Here is a 17,684-nt window from a genome sequence, read left to right on the forward strand (position 1 = left end):
TGAATTACCACCTTGGAGAAAATCTATGGAAACATAGAACGTAGAGAGGCGTTAACTCTATTTTGAGCTGGGAAAACATTTTTTCCAATCAGGGTGGTACCGCGATCAATTCGTCCCTTTATACTGAAGGGGCTTTTTTGTGTTTCAAGGATTGTTAACGCAGTTGAAAAGTATTCAATTTTGTTCATGTAACGATTTCTATGATAATTGGTCAGTAAAAGTTTAATAATAAAATGAACATATGAGGTGAATCACATGACATTACTAGAGGATTTAAAATTTAGAGGGCTTGTAAACCAGATGACAGATGAAAAAGGTTTAGAAAAATTGTTAAGTGAAGAAAAAGTAAAGCTTTACTGTGGTTTTGATCCCACAGGAGACAGCCTCCACATTGGCCATTTATTGACAATCTTAACATTACGTAGATTTCAACTAGCAGGTCACCGCCCATACCCGTTAGTAGGAGGAGCTACAGGTCTAATAGGGGACCCAAGTGGTAAAAAAGCGGAACGAACACTCAATGAGCAAGAAGTAGTAGAGGGCTATAGTGATAAAATCAAGGACCAACTATTGAATTTTCTTGATTTCAAGGGTGAAGATGGAGCTACACTTGTAAACAATTATGAGTGGATAGGTTCTATGACTGTAATTGATTTCTTGCGTGATGTTGGAAAATATTTTGGAGTAAATTATATGCTTGCGAAGGAATCAGTGGAATCACGTATTTCTTCAGGAATCTCTTTTACCGAATTTAGCTATCAAATCCTGCAATCCTATGACTTCTATCGATTGAACAAGGAAGAAGGGGTTAAACTCCAAATTGGTGGAAGCGATCAATGGGGGAATATCACAGCGGGTCTTGAGCTAATTCGCAGAATGTCTGGAATGGAAGAAAGCGAACGACCTGACGCCTATGGATTTACAATCCCACTAGTGACAAAAGCAGATGGATCTAAATTCGGTAAAACGGAAGGGGGAGCAATCTGGCTGGATCGAGATAAAACTTCTCCTTATGAATTCTATCAATTCTTATTAAATACAGAGGACCAGGATGTTGTTAAATTTCTGAAGTACTTTACGTTCCTTTCCAAAGAAGAAATAGATAAACTAGAGGTGGAAGTTCAGGAGCGTGCTCATGAACGTGCTGCTCAGAAAAAACTGGCTGAGGAATTAACTAGGGTTGTTCACGGAGCAGAAGCAGTAGAAGAAGCATGGAAGATCAGTGCCGCTCTATTTGGTGGAGGGGATTTAAAACAACTGACAGCAAATGAAGTACTTCAAGGATTTAAAGACGTTCCTTCTTATAAAGTTAGTGAAAAAGGACTTGGATTAGTTGAACTTTTAGTTGAAGCTGAGATCGCATCTTCTAAACGCCAAGCGAGGGAAGACATTAAAAACGGAGCGGTTTATATTAATGGGGATCGTTGTCAGGAGATTGACAAGGTAATGGACGGAACAGATAAAATTGATGGTGAATTTACAATCATTCGCCGCGGGAAAAAGAAGTTCTTTCTAATTAAGTATTAAAACTATTCAGTTCCAGGGTACCTTCCATTATGGAAGGTACCCTTTTTGGTGGTTTTAGGGGGCCTTAGCCGGTCGTGGAGAGGACACTCGGTGGCGTGAACGTGTATGGAGCTGAAATGAATGCGTTGTGCGATGAAATGAATGGGAACGAAGCATAAATGAGTACGTCGATTTGAAATGAACGTGTACGGAGCTGAATGAACGGAAGAGGCGTGGAAATGAGTACGTCGCCCCGGTCATCAAATAAAAACGATTAAGTCCAACTTTGAGATAGAACGAAACGATCATTATGAAAGAACAAAAAAACACAGCCGCATTGGGCTGTGTCTGAAATATTAACGTGAATACCACTCAACGATTAGTTGTTCATTGATTTCAGCAGGTAATTCAGAACGTTCAGGTAAACGAGTGAACTTTCCTTCTAACTTGTCTGCATCAAATTCAACAAATGATGGTGTGAAGTCGTTCATTTCAAGTGCTTCTTTCACGATGTCAAGGTTACGAGACTTTTCGCGAAGTGTAATTGTTTGACCAGGACGTACACGGAATGACGGGATGTCAACGCGAGCACCATCAACTAGGACGTGACCGTGGTTAACAAGCTGACGAGATTGACGACGAGTACGTGAAAGACCTAAACGGTAAACGATGTTATCCAAACGTGATTCTAATAGAATCATGAAGTTCTCACCGTGAATACCATCTTGTTTACCAGCATTAACGAATACCTTTTTGAATTGTTTTTCGTTCATGCCGTACATGTGGCGAAGCTTCTGCTTCTCCTGAAGCTGAAGACCGTATTCTGTTACTTTTCTTCTTGAGTTCGGGCCGTGTTGTCCAGGTCCGTATGGGCGTTTTTGAAGCTCTTTTCCAGTTCCGCTTAGAGAAATTCCTAAACGACGGGAAAGCTTCCAACTTGGTCCAGTATAACGTGACATATTGAGATCCTCCTTAAGGATATATAAGATTTCGTGAAATAATTAACAGTAGTAATCCCATTCACGTAGACATTTCATTTTCGGCACCTTCGCCTCGACAGCTGTAGGTTACGCAATACCCCTCGCATATGCGGGAATGAAATGAGCTATATGATGTTTACTTTGGCTGTCTTATTTGCACAACGAATATTGTATAATTTTTAAGGCTCAATGTCAATACTACACAGATTTTAATAATAGTTTCTCTCTTCTATTATAAAATCCTAACATGATTTTCTGCGAAAACTTCAAAATAGGATACAAAATCAAAACTAAGCTTCCCAGAATCATAAAAGAATTAAAAATACAAAAAGCAAACTGTAATCTATTAATAATAAAAAAATTACCGATTTAATAGGAAAGACTTGATGAAAACGTGTATAATTAAGTTATGAATACAAAATTATATTAGAGATGAAAAGTGAGGGGAAAGAATGGCTAAAAAAGAACAATATGATAAAAGTTCTAGGGGGGAAAGTCTTTGTCTGGTCGCTAAAATGCTGGAGAAAACTGGATTCACGAATGAACTAAGCCAATTCTCGCTAACATTTATACATATGTTAAAAGAGGAATTAGACTTACAGGAAGATTTTATTCTTTTCTTTAAAGATTCGTCACAACCATGCTTTCAACCTTATGAATCATCAAACATAAATGTACTAAATAGTAAAGACTATGAAAAGGTAGAAGAGTCTTCAATTCTGGAAGTATTTACGAACGAAGAAATGGAAATACGTCCCTTTTTAAAAAAACATGAGGTTACTTTAAAATCTCAATTATTTACGAATATTCAAAGTGATTATGTTTTATTCCCTTTGTATGCTAACAATGAAATGTTAGGCTTCGTTATGGTCCTTCTTTTAGAAAACGATAATTTTTCAACTATTTCCGTTGAAGCTATTGCAGATATAAGTGAGCTGCTAGCTCCATGGTTTAATAGATTGATAGATTATAAAGAAACGATGAATGAAAAAATTCAGAAAGAATTACTTCTAAAAGTAAATCGGAAGTTCTATTCGTCGATGGATGTTAACGGTATTTTAAAGGAAATTCTTCATGCATTAAGTGAAGCATATCCAACATTTACTATAGAATTACTTTTATCTAATGATTGGAAGGTTTCTGAATACTTATCAGCTCAGCCACTTGATATAAATGATGGTAAAGAAAATTATGCAGCAGAAGCCTATCTAACTGGAAATGTGTTAACAATGGATCTAATTGAGAAGAAAAAAACAATGCTGTATATTCCCCTTAAAGGAAAACAAGGAGTATACGGAGTATTTAAAATGACAGCTACATACTCTCAAATATTCAAAGATCAAGAAATTGATTTCATTCAAGTGTTAGCAGATACCGGTGGAATCGCAATTGAAAATGCAGAACTGTATCAGCAATCAAGGAAACATATAGCTGACCTTCAATTAATCAATCAAACGTCCCATGAGTTAAATGGTAATTTAAAATTAGATGAAGCAATAGGCATTCTTGTAGAAAAAATGAAGAAGGCATTTTCAGCAGATGAAGTTTGTTTTCAGATGGCGGATCGGCACTTGTTAAATGATCATTCGGAAAATAAGCTTTTTTCCTGTGAACAAGTTAAAGTCTTAAGTGAGCAACTTTTGACTCAAATGGAAGAAACGCAAAAAGAAATATTTCACAGCGATTTTCAAAAAACTACTAACGAAGTCGTTCCATATAAATCAGTAATAGGTGTACCAATGCTTCATGATAATCAAATTTTAGGCGCCGTACTTGTGTTCGGTAAAGAAGAATATGCATTCAGCTATGATGCATTTAAACTGTGTCAGTCACTTGTACATCACTCTACTTTAGCTTTTGTGAATGCGATGTTACATGCTGAAATGAAAGAATTGATCATAACAGACTATCTTTCAAAATTGTATACGAGAGAGTATATGGATGAACAGGTACTTGGATCTATGAATGCAGATGGATTTGGCTCTTTTGTTTTATTGGATATTGATAATTTTAAAAAAGTTAACGATCAGTACGGTCACCAATCTGGAGATGAAGTCATTATTCAAGTAGCTAAGGTGATTATTGAAAACATTAAATCCGGCTATGATATCCCTGTGCGATGGGGAGGAGAAGAATTGGCAATTTATTTGCCTCGAACGAAGATAGTAGATGCTAAAAACGTAGCGGAAAGAATTAGAAAAAAAGTGGAAATTCTTACACTTCCAAAAGTGACGGTTTCCTGCGGTGTCTCTTATTGGTCTAATACATTGGGAATACCTTCAGCGACTAAGCTTTTCAACCAAGCAGACAATGCCATGTATGAAGCGAAGAATTCCGGTAGAAATACCGTCATAGTTTATCAAGAAACGGATTAGTAAATTAAAAGTGAACTGTAAATGCGTCACTAGAGCCGTATAAAATTAAAGAATCTAGTTATTGCGATGCCGCTAGTCTCAATGGAAAAGATCTTATGAGATAAAGCGGCATAAGCTAACACTTACTTTAGTACTGAATTACAAATGTTTAAGCAAGGTAGAAGCAAATTGTTCGAGTCCTTTTTGGTCTTCTTCAGAGAATCTATTTTTACTAGGGCTATCGATATCCAGAACGCCAATAAGACTTCCATTTTTCAATAAGGGCACCACAATTTCAGAGTTTGAAGCTGCATCACAGGCTATATGGCCTGGAAACGTGTGAACATCCTCAATACGGAGAGTACGCTCCTCTTTCGCAGCAGTTCCACAAACACCTTTTCCATATTTAATTCTTACGCATGCAGGCATGCCTTGAAATGGTCCTAATACTAATTCATTTTCTTTCCAAAAGTAAAAACCAACCCAATTTACATCAGAGAGAAATTGATTCAACAAGGAGGAAGCATTGCTAAGGTTAGCAATTTGATCTTTTTCGCCTTCTAGAAGGGCATCTAATTGTTTAGTAAGTAACGTATACTTTTCCTCTAAAGATCCTTGATACGTATTTGTTTGAAACATACATCGTCATCCTTTCAGACATTTTGAAAAAGTATATCATATCGCTTATTGCAATGAAATATATAATCTTGTCGATTAGTTTTTGCAGGAGAATAATTTGCAATCATGAATATGTTATATAGAGAGTAATAGATAGGAGGAAGTGACGACGATGGAGAAAAAAGCCTCTAAAGAAAAAGTCCTTGAAGCGGCCATTTCACTTTTTAATGTGCAAGGCTATTCTGGTACCTCTGTAAGAGATATTGCGAAAAAAGCGGAAACTAACGTTGCCCTAATATCATATTATTTTGATGGGAAACAAGGATTATTAGAGTATTTGATGACAAAATTTTTAGAGGGATATGTTTCAGCAATTGAATTACAGGTTCAAAAACAAAGAAATGATAGCGAAGCGGTGTTTGATTCATTACTAAAAGCTATATGGGACGTGATGATTTATCAAAAGAAACATCACGAATTAGCAAGATTTGTTCATCGGGAAATCACCTTGGATACAACTCTCGTTCGTGAATTGATGGCTTCTTACTTAGCGAAAGAGAAGCATTTGTATGAGTTGTTACTTGAGATGGCGTATGAAGAGGGGGAGTTGAAGACCTTGCCGAATGAGTATTTTGTGCTGCAACTGCGCGGAATGTTGACATTGCCTTTTTTACATCCTCAATATATTCGGGAGGTCTACCATCTCATGCCTCATGAAAATGATTTCCTGGATCAGTATTTCTCGGAATTGTGTCAGTGGGTTTCTACGCATTTTAATGACTCTGTTACGAGTGTTCCATCAATTGTGAGGTAGACACATTCCTAATTAAATAAAATTATCAAGTTCAGCCTTTCCAATTCCAATTTGTTTAGCTTGGTGTGAATCTGAGCCGTATACACATTGGATGCCTAACTGTTTAGCACGCAACAAGACTTCAATAGGGGGATAGACCTCCATACAATGTTGTTTAACAAGCCCGGCAGCGTTTACGTCTAGTGACATGTTATGTTCTTTCATACTACGTAACACGAGATTGATATATTTACTGTCATCAAAGTTTGTAGGGAAAAGTTTTTGGAATTTCCTTACCAAAGTCATATGTCCTAAGCGTTTAGGCTTGAAAGGTCCGAGATCCCATCGAATAGATCGGAGCAAACATAAATAATACAGTTTATAAACATCTTCTACTGTGTCGCATTGTTTAATTAAAAATTCAAAGCTCTCAGGTGAAAAGTCCATACAAGTATAGTGGCCTTCTGTTGTCTGAAGAAAGTGAAGAGATAAAATCGAATCATCAATAAAAGGTCCCCACTCATCTAAAAATTCTCGTGTTTCTTGCTCAAAACCCTCTATATAATCTACTTCCAATCCCGTGTAGATAGTAATGTGCTGGCTATATTCCTGCTTCATTTCGTTACATGCTTCTAAGTATTGAGGTAATAAATCAAGGGCTAATCCACTGTCCTTATCAGGAACTGGATCTGAAAAACCCCGTGGTAAAGGCGCGTGTTCTGTGAATGATATCGTTGAAAATCCTTGTTTAATTGCTTGTTCAATATAGCTGCTAAACATATCTTTTGACCCATGGGGACAAAAAGGGGTGTGAATATGACCATCTCTTCTTATCATAATTAAATGTCTCCTTTTAGCTTTTTAAAAAATTAATATTCGAAAGAAGTGAGTGACATTTCTTTTGGGAAAAATAGAAATTATTTCGACAAAATTATCTTATTACGTGATATGATAGGGATAAGTATATGTAGATCCTGAAGAAAAATGTAAAAAAAGATAATTAAGTGAGTAAATATAGTGAAATAAATAGCTAGGTTATTAGTTTGTCGATTTTAGGATTAGGATATATTATATCATAATTTTATGAATATTTTCATGAAAATGCGTTGGAGGAGGCCTCATATGTTTATGTATGTCATTTATGGCTCTATTCTTCTATTTTTAATTATAATTATTTATGGGGCTTGGTCGCGAAAAAAATTATATAAAGAAGTAGACCGATTAGAGAATAAAAAGATGAAGATGATGAATGAACCAATAACGGAAGAGCTTTCGAGAATTAAAGGGTTAAGGATGTCCGGTGAAACGGAAGAGCGCTTTGGACAATGGCGGGAAGAGTGGGATAATATTGTAACGATCCAACTTCCGGATATGGAAGAAAAGCTGTTTGATATTGAAGAGTTGGCTAACAAGTACAGATTTTTTAAAGCAAAGCAATATGTTAGATTTGTAGATACTGAACTTGATGCTGTCCAGCAGCAAATGAAAGAAATGGTTCAGGAAGTAGATCAATTAATACATAGTGAAGAGCAAAACCGTAAAGATATAGATGGAGTGAAGGACCTATTTCACGAAACAAAGAAGAAATTGTGGGTACAAAAAGGAACCTTGGGTCAAGCGGCATCAACTTTTGACCAAAAGTTGAAAGAAATCCAACTAATGTTTGAAAGCTTTGACGAGGAAACAGAAAAAGGTAATTATTTTCAAGCGCGTGAACTACTTTTGAAAATGTCTGAGCTTTTAAAGGAATACCAAGATGTGATGATGGAAGTCCCTCAATATCTAGTAAGAATAGAGAAAGAAATTCCCAAGCAATTAGAGGACTTGGAAAAAGGTTTTACCGAGATGGAGAAGGAAGGTTACTCCCTTCATCATTTTTCATATCAACTACAAGTAAAAGAGATGAAACGGCGATTGATTGTTCTTTTACCTTTAGTGGAGAGTTTAAATCTTGAAGAAGTAAAAGAGCCGATAGAAACTACAGATAGTGAAATAAACGATATCTACGAAAAACTTGAACACGAGGTGTTATCTAAAAACTTTGTTGAAAAAGAATTACAAGTATTAAGAGAACATCTTTCAAAGCTACCACAATCCTATCAATCACTAAGCGCTGAAATAGAAACATTGAAATTAAACTATCAATTAACAGAAGATGATGACAAACAGCAAATTAAAATAGAGAAAAATATTAAAGAACTTTTTAATCAACTCTCTGTAATTGAAGATGCTATGGAGGAAAAGAAACAGTCCTTCACAACATTGAGAAGTATGACACAGGATTTTAAGATTGAACTTGATAATGTCGAAAGTGAAGTGAAAGAAATGCATGATAACTTTCAACACTTGCGAAGTGATGAACGAAAAGCAGAAGAAACAATTCGTCAAATGCAAACGGATTTGACTCAAGGGCAGAAACGATTGAAGCAAAGTAATATTCCTGGAGTTCCAGAGTTACTGCTGATGCAATTGGATGAAGCGGAAGAAATATTAAATAAAGCATTAGAGAGTTTAGACCAGATTCCAATTTCCATTCAGAATGTTAATAAACATGTGGAAGAAGCTAAAAAACATATTGATTCATGTCTAGAAAACTTAGATCAGACCATTAAGAAAGCAAAGAAGGCTGAACTTGTCATTCAGTATGGGAACAGATATCGCAGTGAGTATGATCACGTCAATATTAAGCTATTACAGGCGGAAGACCGCTTTCGGCATTATTTGTACGAGGAGTCGCTTGAATTTGCTTTAGAAGGTGTGGAATTAGTCGATCCGAAGGTTTTAGAGAAAGTCAAAGAACTGGAAAAGCTACAGGTGTCTTATTATTAGGTGGGCTTTTATGAAAAAAGGATACATGAAACGAGTAACTCTAATCATAAACGTTCTGAGAAACAACTTGCTTTTACTCCAAATACTTCAGAAATAAATATCAAAGACTCGGAAAAATGGCTGACCGAAGCTATACCTATTAATGAAAGAGGAATTTTACCAGGAGATTTTAACGATTTGATTTCTAACGGTGTCATATCCGTAGATGTTATACTAGACGCATTAGAAGAAGAAAGAAAGAAAGAAAGAAAGAGTGAAGGACAAAAGCCGGTACATTGAGGAAGTTCTCAATATACCGGCTTTTTGCAAGGTTAAAAAGGATAAGTTGACATCTACCTTTACGCCTGGTAAATCAAGGGGCGGCGAAAGCTCATGCCGTATTTAATAAAAGACGGCTAGGCCGTTTTCTTACAGACTTAGTTTATTTTCTTAGATGGCGCTGGTTGAAAGATTCCGGAGTAAATAAAACCAATAGCTGCACCTAGAATAGCAGGTAGAATCCAAGCCAATCCCTGTTCTGTAAAGGGAAAAAAGGATAAAAAATTTATCTTGTCCTCTGTCATTACTCCACCGGCAATCAGACCATCCGAAATGCTGATAATTGCTGTTCCGAAAACTGCTCCTGCATAAACCTCTTTTCTGCCATGAAAAAAAGTATCTAATAGTGTTAGGATAATTAATACAATAGCGATGGGATAAATGATTATTAATATAGGCAGAGAAAATTGAATAAGTTGTGTCAGTCCCATATTAGCCATAATTAGACTAAAGAGGGCAACGCAACCTGTTGAGACGACATATGGAATGGAAGGTATGGTTTTAGAGATATACTCTCCGAATGCTGAGATTAATCCTACAGCAGTAGTTAAACAAGCAATCGTAATAATTAAGGATAAGAGAACTAACCCAGTAGAACCAAGTAACGACCGTGAAATACTGGTTAGAGCAAGCCCTCCATTTTCTTGGTAACCGAGGATCGAGACACTTGTCGAACCAAGATAAGCTAAAGAAATATAAACGAAAACTAGACCAACCCCAGCGATAAGGGCTACTTGCACGGAATGGTGAATTAACCTTTTTCTATCTGATAATCCACGTTCTTTCATACGGGTGATGACAATTGTACCGAAGACTAGTGCACCAATTGCATCCATGGTAAAATACCCTTCTTGAAAGCCGGTGAAAAAAGCAACATTCATATATTCATTAATAGGATCTAGTGCAAATCCAATCGGTGAAACAATTCCTGCTACAGTTAACGTCAGTAAAGTTATCACTAAAATGGGAGTCAAGACTTTACCGATTCGTGGTACAAGCTTTGAGGGATTCAAACTCAGCCAATAGCTTATCCCTAAAAAAGTAATAGTGAAAATAAACAGGGGGAAAGTTGTCATCCCCTCATCTAAATAAGGTAATATTCCAATTTCAAAGGCAACAGAGCCTGTTCTGGGAATACCAAAAAGAGGTCCGATAGCTAAATAGACGATAAAAGGGAAAATAAGTCCAAATATTTTGCCGACTCGGCCAGAGATTTGTTGCAAGTCACCACCCGATTTTGCAATTGCAATGATAGCAAGGATGGGAAGGCCAACGCCCGTAACAAGAAAACCAGCGACCGCCGACCAAACCGAAGTGCCTGCTTCTTGTCCCAATAATGGTGGGAAAATCAAATTGCCAGCACCCAGGAAAAGTGCAAACATCATTAACCCAATGATCATGGTGTCTTTATATGTGTAAGGTTGAGTTTTAATCATGTCATGTACCTCCAGTAAAAATTCAAGATTGTAGTGAGTTAAATAATAACAAGGGAAATTTTATCACAAATAGAAGTAGGTAGAACAAATAATTTCTTCTTCGTTTTAAAAAGTTTTAAAATGTTGAAATATTCGTTGTTCATTATGCTTAAAGTATGCTATGATACTTTGTTGAGCAGAAGCAAACCGGAAAAACAAAAGGAGTCCACCAAATGATATATTTTGATAACAGTGCAACGACTCGGCCGTATCCAGAAGTTGTAGACACTTTTTCTACTGTAGCACGTACTTATTTTGCCAATCCCTCTTCTCTTCATCCATTAGGAAAAGAGGTTGAACAATTACTCCATTCAGCGCGACAAAAGGTCGCAGAGAGCCTTGAAGTAGAGCCTCAGGAAATAGTCTTTACTTCTGGAGGAACAGAAGGAAATAATATCTCAATAAAGGGTATCGCCTCACAATATCGTGATAGAGGAAATCATATTATCACTTCTACAATTGAGCATTCAGCTACGTATGATGCATGCAAAAAATTAGAAAAAGAAGGATTTCGCGTTACGTATTTGTTGCCAAATGAACATGGGGTAATTTTAAAGTCACAAGTGGAGGAAGCTATTACTGATCATACGATTCTAGTCTCACTGATACATGTCAATAACGAAATTGGGTCGATTCAACCTATCGAAGAAATTGGTCAGTTATTAAAGACATATCCGCGAATAAATTTTCATGTAGATAACGTGCAAGGAATTGCAAAGGTTACGCTCCCTTTAAAAGGTACCGTTGATTTATGCACAATGTCAGCTCATAAATTTCATGGCCTAAATGGCAATGGAATTTTATATGTTCGCAAAGGTTTGAAGATAGACTCGCTCTTTACTGGTGGGAGTCAAGAACAAGGCATTAGACCAGGAACAGAAAATGTTGCTGGGGTAGTGGCTATGACGAAAGCATTAAGACTGGCGCTGGACCAACAAAAAACAAAAATTTTTATGATAGAGGAAATTTCCCGTTGGATAGAACAGGAGTGTGAAAAAATAGAAGGAGTTTTTGTTAACTCCCCTAAAAAAAGGGCGCCGCATATTTTAAATATCTCCGTTCCTCATCTAAAACCAGAAGTGATTGTGCAAGCCTTGGCGGAAAAAGAAGTGTATATTTCCACTAAATCTGCCTGTTCTTCCAAGAAAAATGAGCCTAGTCGAGTGTTAATTTCGAGTGGTTATAACAAAGAGCGTTCTTCATCAGCAATTAGATTGTCTTTCTCTTTTGAAAATACGATGGAAGAAGCAATTGAATTTATGGATATTTTCAAAGAAGTTGTGATTTCGATGAAAAAGGTTGTGAAAAAATAATGAATTATGAACATATTTTAATTCGATACGCTGAGCTTTCCTTAAAGGGAAAGAATCGAAAGAAATTCGAATCGAAATTAGAACAAAACATTAAACAAGCATTGATTACCTTTCCGAACGTAAAAACAAATCGGTCTTTTGGAAGAATGTTTGTAGAATTGCATGGAGAAGATGAAAAAGCTGTATCGGAAAAACTGAAAGGTGTTTTTGGCGTTTATTCATTTAGTCCAGCACTAAAGTTATCGTTGACTGAAACGAATATTGTTGATGGAGCACTTTGGGCAATGAAGGATGCACTTCCATCTGGGAGTGGTTCTTTTAAAGTGACAGTGAGACGTGTAAATAAAGATTTCCCAATCGGATCTCAGGACATGAATAAGGTTGTAGGAGGATATGTTTTACGTAATATGCAAGATCTTACCGTAGATGTTCATCAGCCTGAAGTAGAACTAAAAGTGGAAATTAGACAAGAGGCAGCATACGTTACCTGTAAATCTGTTCGTGGGGCTGGAGGATTACCTGTAGGCACAAGCGGAAAAGTTATGCTAATGTTGTCTGGAGGGATCGATAGCCCGGTGGCGGGGTATTTGGCCCTCAAACGAGGAGTCACTATTGAAGCGATTCATTTTCATAGTCCACCGTATACAAATGATCGAGCCCGGCAAAAGGTGGAAGACATTGCAAAAGTATTAACGCAATATGGTGGGGATATCAAGCTCCATATTGTACCGTTTACTGATATTCAGACGAAAATTCATAAGCAGATTCCAGATAACTATGAAATGACAGTAACGAGAAGATTTATGTTACGAATTGCGGCTGTACTTGCTGAAGAAAGAAAAGCAAAAGGGATCGTGAATGGAGAAAGTTTGGGTCAGGTTGCCAGTCAAACTTTAGAGAGCATGTATACAATCAATGAGGTAACCAATTTGCCGATTTTACGCCCATTAATTACGATGGATAAACTAGAAGTAATTGATTATGCCAAGGCTATTGGTACCTATGATTTATCCATTCTCCCTTATGAAGACTGTTGTACGATATTTCTTCCTGCCGAATCGAAAACGAGACCGACTAGAGAAAAGTCAGAACGGTATGAACACTGGCTTGCAATTGATGACATGGTCCAACAAGCAATTGATGGAATAACAACTGTTGATCTTAAATTAGGAGAAGCTTCACAGCCGGATTTTGAGCAGTTGTTTTAGTGGAATTTTAATAACATTCAATCCATCACAAATCAGTTAAATGATTATCCTATTTTTGGAGAAATCCCCATAGTTTTTCTTGAATCACTTTTCACCTTGTAGCGCATTCTATGTGTACAAGGGAGGTGAGAGAACATGGCGAACAATAATAGTTCCAATCAACTAGTAGTCCCTGGTGTCCAACAAGCTTTAGATCAAATGAAATATGAAATCGCTCAGGAATTCGGCGTTAACCTTGGAGGGGATGCAACTTCCCGTGCAAACGGTTCTGTGGGTGGAGAAATCACAAAAAGGTTAGTTCAAATGGCTGAACAACAAATGGGTGGATCTCGCTAAAATTAATTTTATAAAACTTGGCTAAGGGTATCCTAAAGGGATGCCCTTTCTTTTGATTTTTCTTCCATTTTTCTGTATGATGATTCATAGGAGTGAACTAAATATTGCAAGACAGATTGAAAGGAAGACGCACCTATGGGAACATTATGGCATGGTGGTAAGATTCGTACACTAATAAACGAAACGGATGTCGAAGAAGCAGTTTATGTTAGAAATGGGAAGGTGATAAATGTTGGAGACTACGATGTTTTAAGGCGTGACTTCCAAGAAACTATTTCCGAGGAAATAAACCTTCAAGGGGCTACGATGTATCCTGGTTTTGTTGATAGTCATTTACATATGATAGGACATGGTGAAAAGTTACTGAAATTGGATGTATCAGAAGTATCTAGCATTCAGGAATTAAAAAGCGTATTAGGTTCCGCACTTGAATCAGTCAGCGAGGGAGAATGGTTGTTAGCTGAAGGCTTTAATGAAAACCTTTATCAGGAACATACAGTGCCGGATCGTTATATACTCGATGAGGTTTCAATAAATCATCCTATTATGATTACAAGAGTGTGTCGACACGCTCTTGTAACTAATTCCTTAGGTCTTCAGCTTGCGGAGGTAAATGGACAAACGATTGATCCGCCTGGTGGACTCATTGAGCGAGACGACAAGGGTATACCCACAGGTTATATGCATGATCAGGCTCAAGAACTAATAAAGATTTTAATTCCTGAAGAAGGTTTTAATTATATAGAAAAGGCTCTAAGAACATCTTTGAACGATTTATTTCGTAATGGGTATACAGGTGGACACTCGGAAGATTTAAACTATTACGGAGATGCAAGACAGACGTTGGAAACTTTTTATCGAGTGATCGATGGCGAAAAAACTAAATTCCGTGCGAATTTGTTAGTCCACCATGAAGTGGCAGATGAAATTATTGAACTAACAGACGATCGACCTTCTCACCCATATGTAGAATTAGGTTCTATTAAGATTTTTACGGACGGTGCTTTAGGTGGGAGAACTGCATTGCTGAGTGAAGCCTATAGTGATGATCCTTCTACAAATGGAATGGCGATTCATACAAAAGAGGGATTAGAGCTCATTGTAAAACATGCCAGAGAACTAAAGATGCCAGTGGCAATTCATACAATTGGGGATTTATCATTGGAGTATGCGATCGATGCTTTGGAAAAATATCCGGTTTTACCTGGGAAAAGAGATCGATTAATTCATTTGCAAGTAACAAGAAAAGAACTTTTAACTCGTCTCCAAGAGCTACCAGTCGTTCTTGATATTCAACCGCGATTTGTGGCATCGGATTTCCCTTGGGTAGAGGAGAGGTTAGGTCAGAAAAGATTAGAGGATGCGTTTGCATGGAAAACATTACTCAATCATCATTTAATTTGTGCCGGTGGATCTGATGCTCCGATAGAACCAATAAATCCTTTATTAGGATTACACGCTGCAGTAACTAGGCGAAAACCATATGAAAATCATAAAGGATATAGTGAAAAAGAGAAGTTGTCATTGTTTGAAGCACTGCAATTGTTTACGAAAGGAAGTGCTCAAGCAATTGGTAGGGAAAAAGAAAGGGGAATTATAGCCCCTGGATACACAGCTGATTTCACGGTACTCACGAAAGATTTATTTGAGTTGAGTCCTGATGAATGGCTGAACGTGACAGTAGAGAAAACGATAGTGGATAATAGTGTGATGTATGAGAAATAGGTGTCTCAATAGATCAAAAAAATCTTTGAGACGCCGGAGTGTTTTGAATCGTTACTTTATTTAATTAAAGATCGCTTTGAGAGGGCTTCTCAAAGCGGAGGGCAGCGCGAATGATCGCATCCTATATTTATGAAGAAACTAGCTGACTTTTTTACTTGGTTTGCTGTATTATAGAAAGCTTCTTTTTAATTTATGGAAAAATAAATTGTCTTTCATACGTAATGTTTTGATTGGTGTTTCAGATACTTTTATGCGAATTTCTTTTGAATGTTGAATGCTTAGTGCTTCATTGTCAGCTCCGATAATCGGGTGATCGTTGCCATCTTGGATTATTTTCAATACTAATTCACGCTCATGACTTAGAATAAGTGGTGAACCTAATGTCCTGTATTGATTATTGTTCAGGGAAGCAATCTCGGTTAGTTGCATTGATTTCAGCTTAGGATCGACGATTGCGCCACGAAGAGATTTATTATAAGCAGTACTACCGGTAGGGGTAGACACTACCAATCCATCACCGCGGAAAGTTTCTAAATATATCCCATCAATAAATACATCGAGTGCAAATGTCTTGATAATTTGAGAACGAATGGACAACTCATTTAAGCAACGGAAGGTTTGCCTTCCATCAACGGTGACTTCTAAAGTTGGATATTTAAGTACTTCAATCATATCTGATTGCAGACCTAATTCAATTTTTTCCAAATCATCCGTGCTAAAGTCTGTGTAAAAACCTAGTTTCCCATCATTTACGCCAATGTAGAGACAATCATCACGGAAGTTAGTTTTACGGATTGATTGAAGGAAGGTTCCATCACCACCAAAACTAATAATTATATTTGCATCTTTTGGATCCTCCACCAAGTGAAATCCGTACTTGCGACCGATATCACGGATAACTTCAACTTTTGATTCAAGTTCTTGAGTAGGTGTGTAATATAAATAAGCATTTTTACGTTCTGGCATAGTTTTAAACTCTCCTTTTCAGTAAATATGTTTATCTTATCATAAATGAAAGCGGATAATAAAGCTTGCAAAACAGTTTTGCGGCGGGAAATTACATAATGCTGCAAAGCTTTTATAAAGAGATAAGAAAGTATTTAACAAAAGACGCTACGCGTTTTTCTTAAGTAAGTAGAATAATGGAGTTTGCTTTAAACATCAAGGATTACAACGAAACGAAAAAAGAGGTTAGTGGAATAGAGGAGGATTTAAAATGTACGGAAAAAGATGGATCGCATTAGGAGTGGCAGCGGCATTATTTTTAGTATCGATCGCTGCAGGTATAATAGGTAATGGATCTGAGGAAAATGAAATGGCATCAGGAGTCGGTAGTTTCTTGGGTGTAAGCGGAGAAAAGTTTCATGAAAATATATTAGAAGAAGGTGATGGTACAGGGAAAATTGCTGTTATTCATTTAAGTGGTGTCATTCAAAGTGAACCATCTGGTGGGCTGTTAGCAGCCGGCTACGATCATCAGTTGTTATTGGAGCAATTTGACCATGCTGCTGAAGACTCTGATGTACATGGTATTATTTTACGTGTAAATACACCCGGTGGTGGAGTTGTTGAAAGCGATGAAATTCATGATAAAGTACTGGAAGTCCAAGAGGAGTTTGGAAAACCTGTCTATGTATCCATGGCTGGAACGGCTGCAAGTGGTGGTTATTACGTTGCCGCCCCTGCAGAAAAGATAATGGCAAATGCACAAACTCTCACTGGATCGTTAGGGGTTATCATGCAATCGATAAATTATGGGGAATTGGCGGAAGAGTGGGGAGTAAAAACGGAAGTGATCAAAAGTGGGGAATTTAAAGATATTATGTCTTCCACTCGTGATATGACGGATGCCGAACGTGATATTCTTCAAGCACTTGTTGATGAGGCTTATGAGCAATTTGTAGATGTGATTGAAAATGGGAGAGACCTTGACAGAGATGAAGTCTATGAATTAGCGGATGGGCGTGTTTACACGGGATCTCAAGCGTTGGATCTAGGCTTAATTGACGGAGTTGGTCATTTAGATGACACGATTGAAGAGTTAATAGCAGATATTGGGCGCGGTCAGTTAAGTGTTGTAGAGTACGAGGCAGACCTTGGATTTCCTTCCTTTCTAGGGGTGGCGATTCAAGAAATGATTTCGAATCAACAGCTATCAGAGGTTAAAGGGTTTCTTCAACAAAACCAAGGACCTCAATTAAAATTCTTATATACAGATTGAGGTGAAGG

15 protein-coding genes and 1 other annotated feature (1 of these 16 only partly in view) are annotated in these 17,684 nt (G+C 37.2%); of the genes, 10 read left to right on the forward strand and 5 right to left on the reverse strand.

The features are described from left to right. Positions 1 to 121: a binding site (T-box leader), on the forward strand (it extends 85 nt beyond the left edge of the window). A 134-nt stretch (positions 122 to 255) separates the two neighbouring features. Continuing rightward, on the forward strand, positions 256 to 1,527 hold the full coding sequence (gene tyrS, locus CEF18_RS01485; protein WP_110934835.1) for a tyrosine--tRNA ligase: 1,272 nt from the start codon (positions 256 to 258) through the stop codon (positions 1,525 to 1,527). Positions 1,528 to 1,862: 335 nt separating this feature from the next. Here tyrS and rpsD read toward each other — a convergent pair whose 3' ends face one another. Further along, positions 1,863 to 2,465, reverse strand: a complete 603-nt coding sequence (rpsD, locus tag CEF18_RS01490) for a 30S ribosomal protein S4 (protein WP_110934836.1) — start codon at positions 2,463 to 2,465, stop codon at positions 1,863 to 1,865. Positions 2,466 to 2,938: 473 nt separating this feature from the next. Here rpsD and CEF18_RS01495 point away from each other — a divergent pair, with 473 nt between their 5' ends. Further along, the gene (locus CEF18_RS01495; protein WP_110934837.1) at positions 2,939 to 4,861 is read left to right on the forward strand and encodes a sensor domain-containing diguanylate cyclase; all 1,923 of its coding nucleotides are present in this window, start codon (positions 2,939 to 2,941) and stop codon (positions 4,859 to 4,861) included. Between the two features lie 138 nt (positions 4,862 to 4,999). Here the strand turns inward: CEF18_RS01495 and CEF18_RS01500 are convergent, their stop codons facing one another. Further along, a complete protein-coding gene (locus tag CEF18_RS01500) occupies positions 5,000 to 5,479 on the reverse strand; it encodes a GAF domain-containing protein (protein WP_110934838.1) in 480 nt (159 codons plus the stop codon). A 151-nt stretch (positions 5,480 to 5,630) separates the two neighbouring features. Here CEF18_RS01500 and refZ point away from each other — a divergent pair, with 151 nt between their 5' ends. After that, the gene (gene refZ / locus CEF18_RS01505; RefSeq protein ID WP_110934839.1) at positions 5,631 to 6,272 is read left to right on the forward strand and encodes a forespore capture DNA-binding protein RefZ; all 642 of its coding nucleotides are present in this window, start codon (positions 5,631 to 5,633) and stop codon (positions 6,270 to 6,272) included. 12 nt (positions 6,273 to 6,284) lie between these two features. On the opposite strand, the gene hisJ is transcribed toward refZ, so the two are convergent. Continuing rightward, positions 6,285 to 7,088 carry a histidinol-phosphatase HisJ gene (gene hisJ, locus CEF18_RS01510; protein WP_110934840.1) on the reverse strand — a complete coding sequence of 268 codons (804 nt, stop codon included), beginning with the start codon at positions 7,086 to 7,088 and terminating at the stop codon, positions 6,285 to 6,287. A gap of 285 nt (positions 7,089 to 7,373) precedes the next feature. On the opposite strand from hisJ, the gene ezrA reads away from it, so the two are divergent. Both ezrA and CEF18_RS01520 read left to right on the forward strand, forming a co-directional pair. Continuing rightward, positions 7,374 to 9,080, forward strand: a complete 1,707-nt coding sequence (ezrA, locus tag CEF18_RS01515) for a septation ring formation regulator EzrA (protein ID WP_183041085.1) — start codon at positions 7,374 to 7,376, stop codon at positions 9,078 to 9,080. Next, positions 9,081 to 9,359 carry a hypothetical protein gene (locus CEF18_RS01520; RefSeq protein WP_110934842.1) on the forward strand — a complete coding sequence of 93 codons (279 nt, stop codon included), beginning with the start codon at positions 9,081 to 9,083 and terminating at the stop codon, positions 9,357 to 9,359. Positions 9,360 to 9,496: 137 nt separating this feature from the next. Here CEF18_RS01520 and brnQ read toward each other — a convergent pair whose 3' ends face one another. Beyond that, on the reverse strand, positions 9,497 to 10,834 hold the full coding sequence (gene brnQ / locus CEF18_RS01525; protein ID WP_110934843.1) for a branched-chain amino acid transport system II carrier protein: 1,338 nt from the start codon (positions 10,832 to 10,834) through the stop codon (positions 9,497 to 9,499). 212 nt (positions 10,835 to 11,046) lie between these two features. Between brnQ and CEF18_RS01530 the strand changes: the two genes are divergently transcribed. The 4 genes from CEF18_RS01530 to CEF18_RS01545 all read left to right on the forward strand — a co-directional run bounded on the left by CEF18_RS01530 (position 11,047) and on the right by CEF18_RS01545 (position 15,455). Continuing rightward, complete coding sequence (locus CEF18_RS01530) at positions 11,047 to 12,186, forward strand: cysteine desulfurase family protein (protein WP_110934844.1); 1,140 nt, start codon at positions 11,047 to 11,049, stop codon at positions 12,184 to 12,186. After that, a complete protein-coding gene (gene thiI, locus CEF18_RS01535) occupies positions 12,186 to 13,394 on the forward strand; it encodes a tRNA uracil 4-sulfurtransferase ThiI (protein ID WP_110934845.1) in 1,209 nt (402 codons plus the stop codon). Before CEF18_RS01530 ends, thiI begins: the two co-directional genes overlap by 1 nt. A 135-nt stretch (positions 13,395 to 13,529) precedes the next feature. Next, a complete protein-coding gene (locus CEF18_RS01540) occupies positions 13,530 to 13,730 on the forward strand; it encodes an alpha/beta-type small acid-soluble spore protein (protein WP_110934846.1) in 201 nt (66 codons plus the stop codon). A gap of 135 nt (positions 13,731 to 13,865) precedes the next feature. Continuing rightward, a complete protein-coding gene (locus CEF18_RS01545) occupies positions 13,866 to 15,455 on the forward strand; it encodes an amidohydrolase (RefSeq protein WP_110934847.1) in 1,590 nt (529 codons plus the stop codon). 168 nt (positions 15,456 to 15,623) lie between these two features. On the opposite strand, the gene CEF18_RS01550 is transcribed toward CEF18_RS01545, so the two are convergent. Beyond that, a complete protein-coding gene (locus tag CEF18_RS01550) occupies positions 15,624 to 16,421 on the reverse strand; it encodes an NAD kinase (protein WP_110934848.1) in 798 nt (265 codons plus the stop codon). Positions 16,422 to 16,671: 250 nt separating this feature from the next. Here CEF18_RS01550 and sppA point away from each other — a divergent pair, with 250 nt between their 5' ends. Beyond that, complete coding sequence (gene sppA / locus CEF18_RS01555; RefSeq protein WP_110934849.1) at positions 16,672 to 17,676, forward strand: signal peptide peptidase SppA; 1,005 nt, start codon at positions 16,672 to 16,674, stop codon at positions 17,674 to 17,676. Positions 17,677 to 17,684 lie beyond the last annotated feature (8 nt).

The organism is Salipaludibacillus neizhouensis, assembly GCF_002886185.1.
Lineage (GTDB): Bacteria > Bacillota > Bacilli > Bacillales > Salisediminibacteriaceae > Salipaludibacillus > Salipaludibacillus neizhouensis.

What these genes read in the sequence shown, in the direction of transcription:
- tyrS (WP_110934835.1), top strand. Translation starts at nt 256, where the DNA reads ATGACATTACTAGAGGATTTAAAATTTAGAGGGCTTGTAAACCAGATG.
- rpsD (WP_110934836.1), bottom strand. Translation starts at nt 2,465, where the DNA reads ATGTCACGTTATACTGGACCAAGTTGGAAGCTTTCCCGTCGTTTAGGA.
- CEF18_RS01495 (WP_110934837.1), top strand. Translation starts at nt 2,939, where the DNA reads ATGGCTAAAAAAGAACAATATGATAAAAGTTCTAGGGGGGAAAGTCTT.
- CEF18_RS01500 (WP_110934838.1), bottom strand. Translation starts at nt 5,479, where the DNA reads ATGTTTCAAACAAATACGTATCAAGGATCTTTAGAGGAAAAGTATACG.
- refZ (WP_110934839.1), top strand. Translation starts at nt 5,631, where the DNA reads ATGGAGAAAAAAGCCTCTAAAGAAAAAGTCCTTGAAGCGGCCATTTCA.
- hisJ (WP_110934840.1), bottom strand. Translation starts at nt 7,088, where the DNA reads ATGATAAGAAGAGATGGTCATATTCACACCCCTTTTTGTCCCCATGGG.
- ezrA (WP_183041085.1), top strand. Translation starts at nt 7,374, where the DNA reads ATGTTTATGTATGTCATTTATGGCTCTATTCTTCTATTTTTAATTATA.
- brnQ (WP_110934843.1), bottom strand. Translation starts at nt 10,834, where the DNA reads ATGATTAAAACTCAACCTTACACATATAAAGACACCATGATCATTGGG.
- CEF18_RS01530 (WP_110934844.1), top strand. Translation starts at nt 11,047, where the DNA reads ATGATATATTTTGATAACAGTGCAACGACTCGGCCGTATCCAGAAGTT.
- thiI (WP_110934845.1), top strand. Translation starts at nt 12,186, where the DNA reads ATGAATTATGAACATATTTTAATTCGATACGCTGAGCTTTCCTTAAAG.
- CEF18_RS01540 (WP_110934846.1), top strand. Translation starts at nt 13,530, where the DNA reads ATGGCGAACAATAATAGTTCCAATCAACTAGTAGTCCCTGGTGTCCAA.
- CEF18_RS01545 (WP_110934847.1), top strand. Translation starts at nt 13,866, where the DNA reads ATGGGAACATTATGGCATGGTGGTAAGATTCGTACACTAATAAACGAA.
- CEF18_RS01550 (WP_110934848.1), bottom strand. Translation starts at nt 16,421, where the DNA reads ATGCCAGAACGTAAAAATGCTTATTTATATTACACACCTACTCAAGAA.
- sppA (WP_110934849.1), top strand. Translation starts at nt 16,672, where the DNA reads ATGTACGGAAAAAGATGGATCGCATTAGGAGTGGCAGCGGCATTATTT.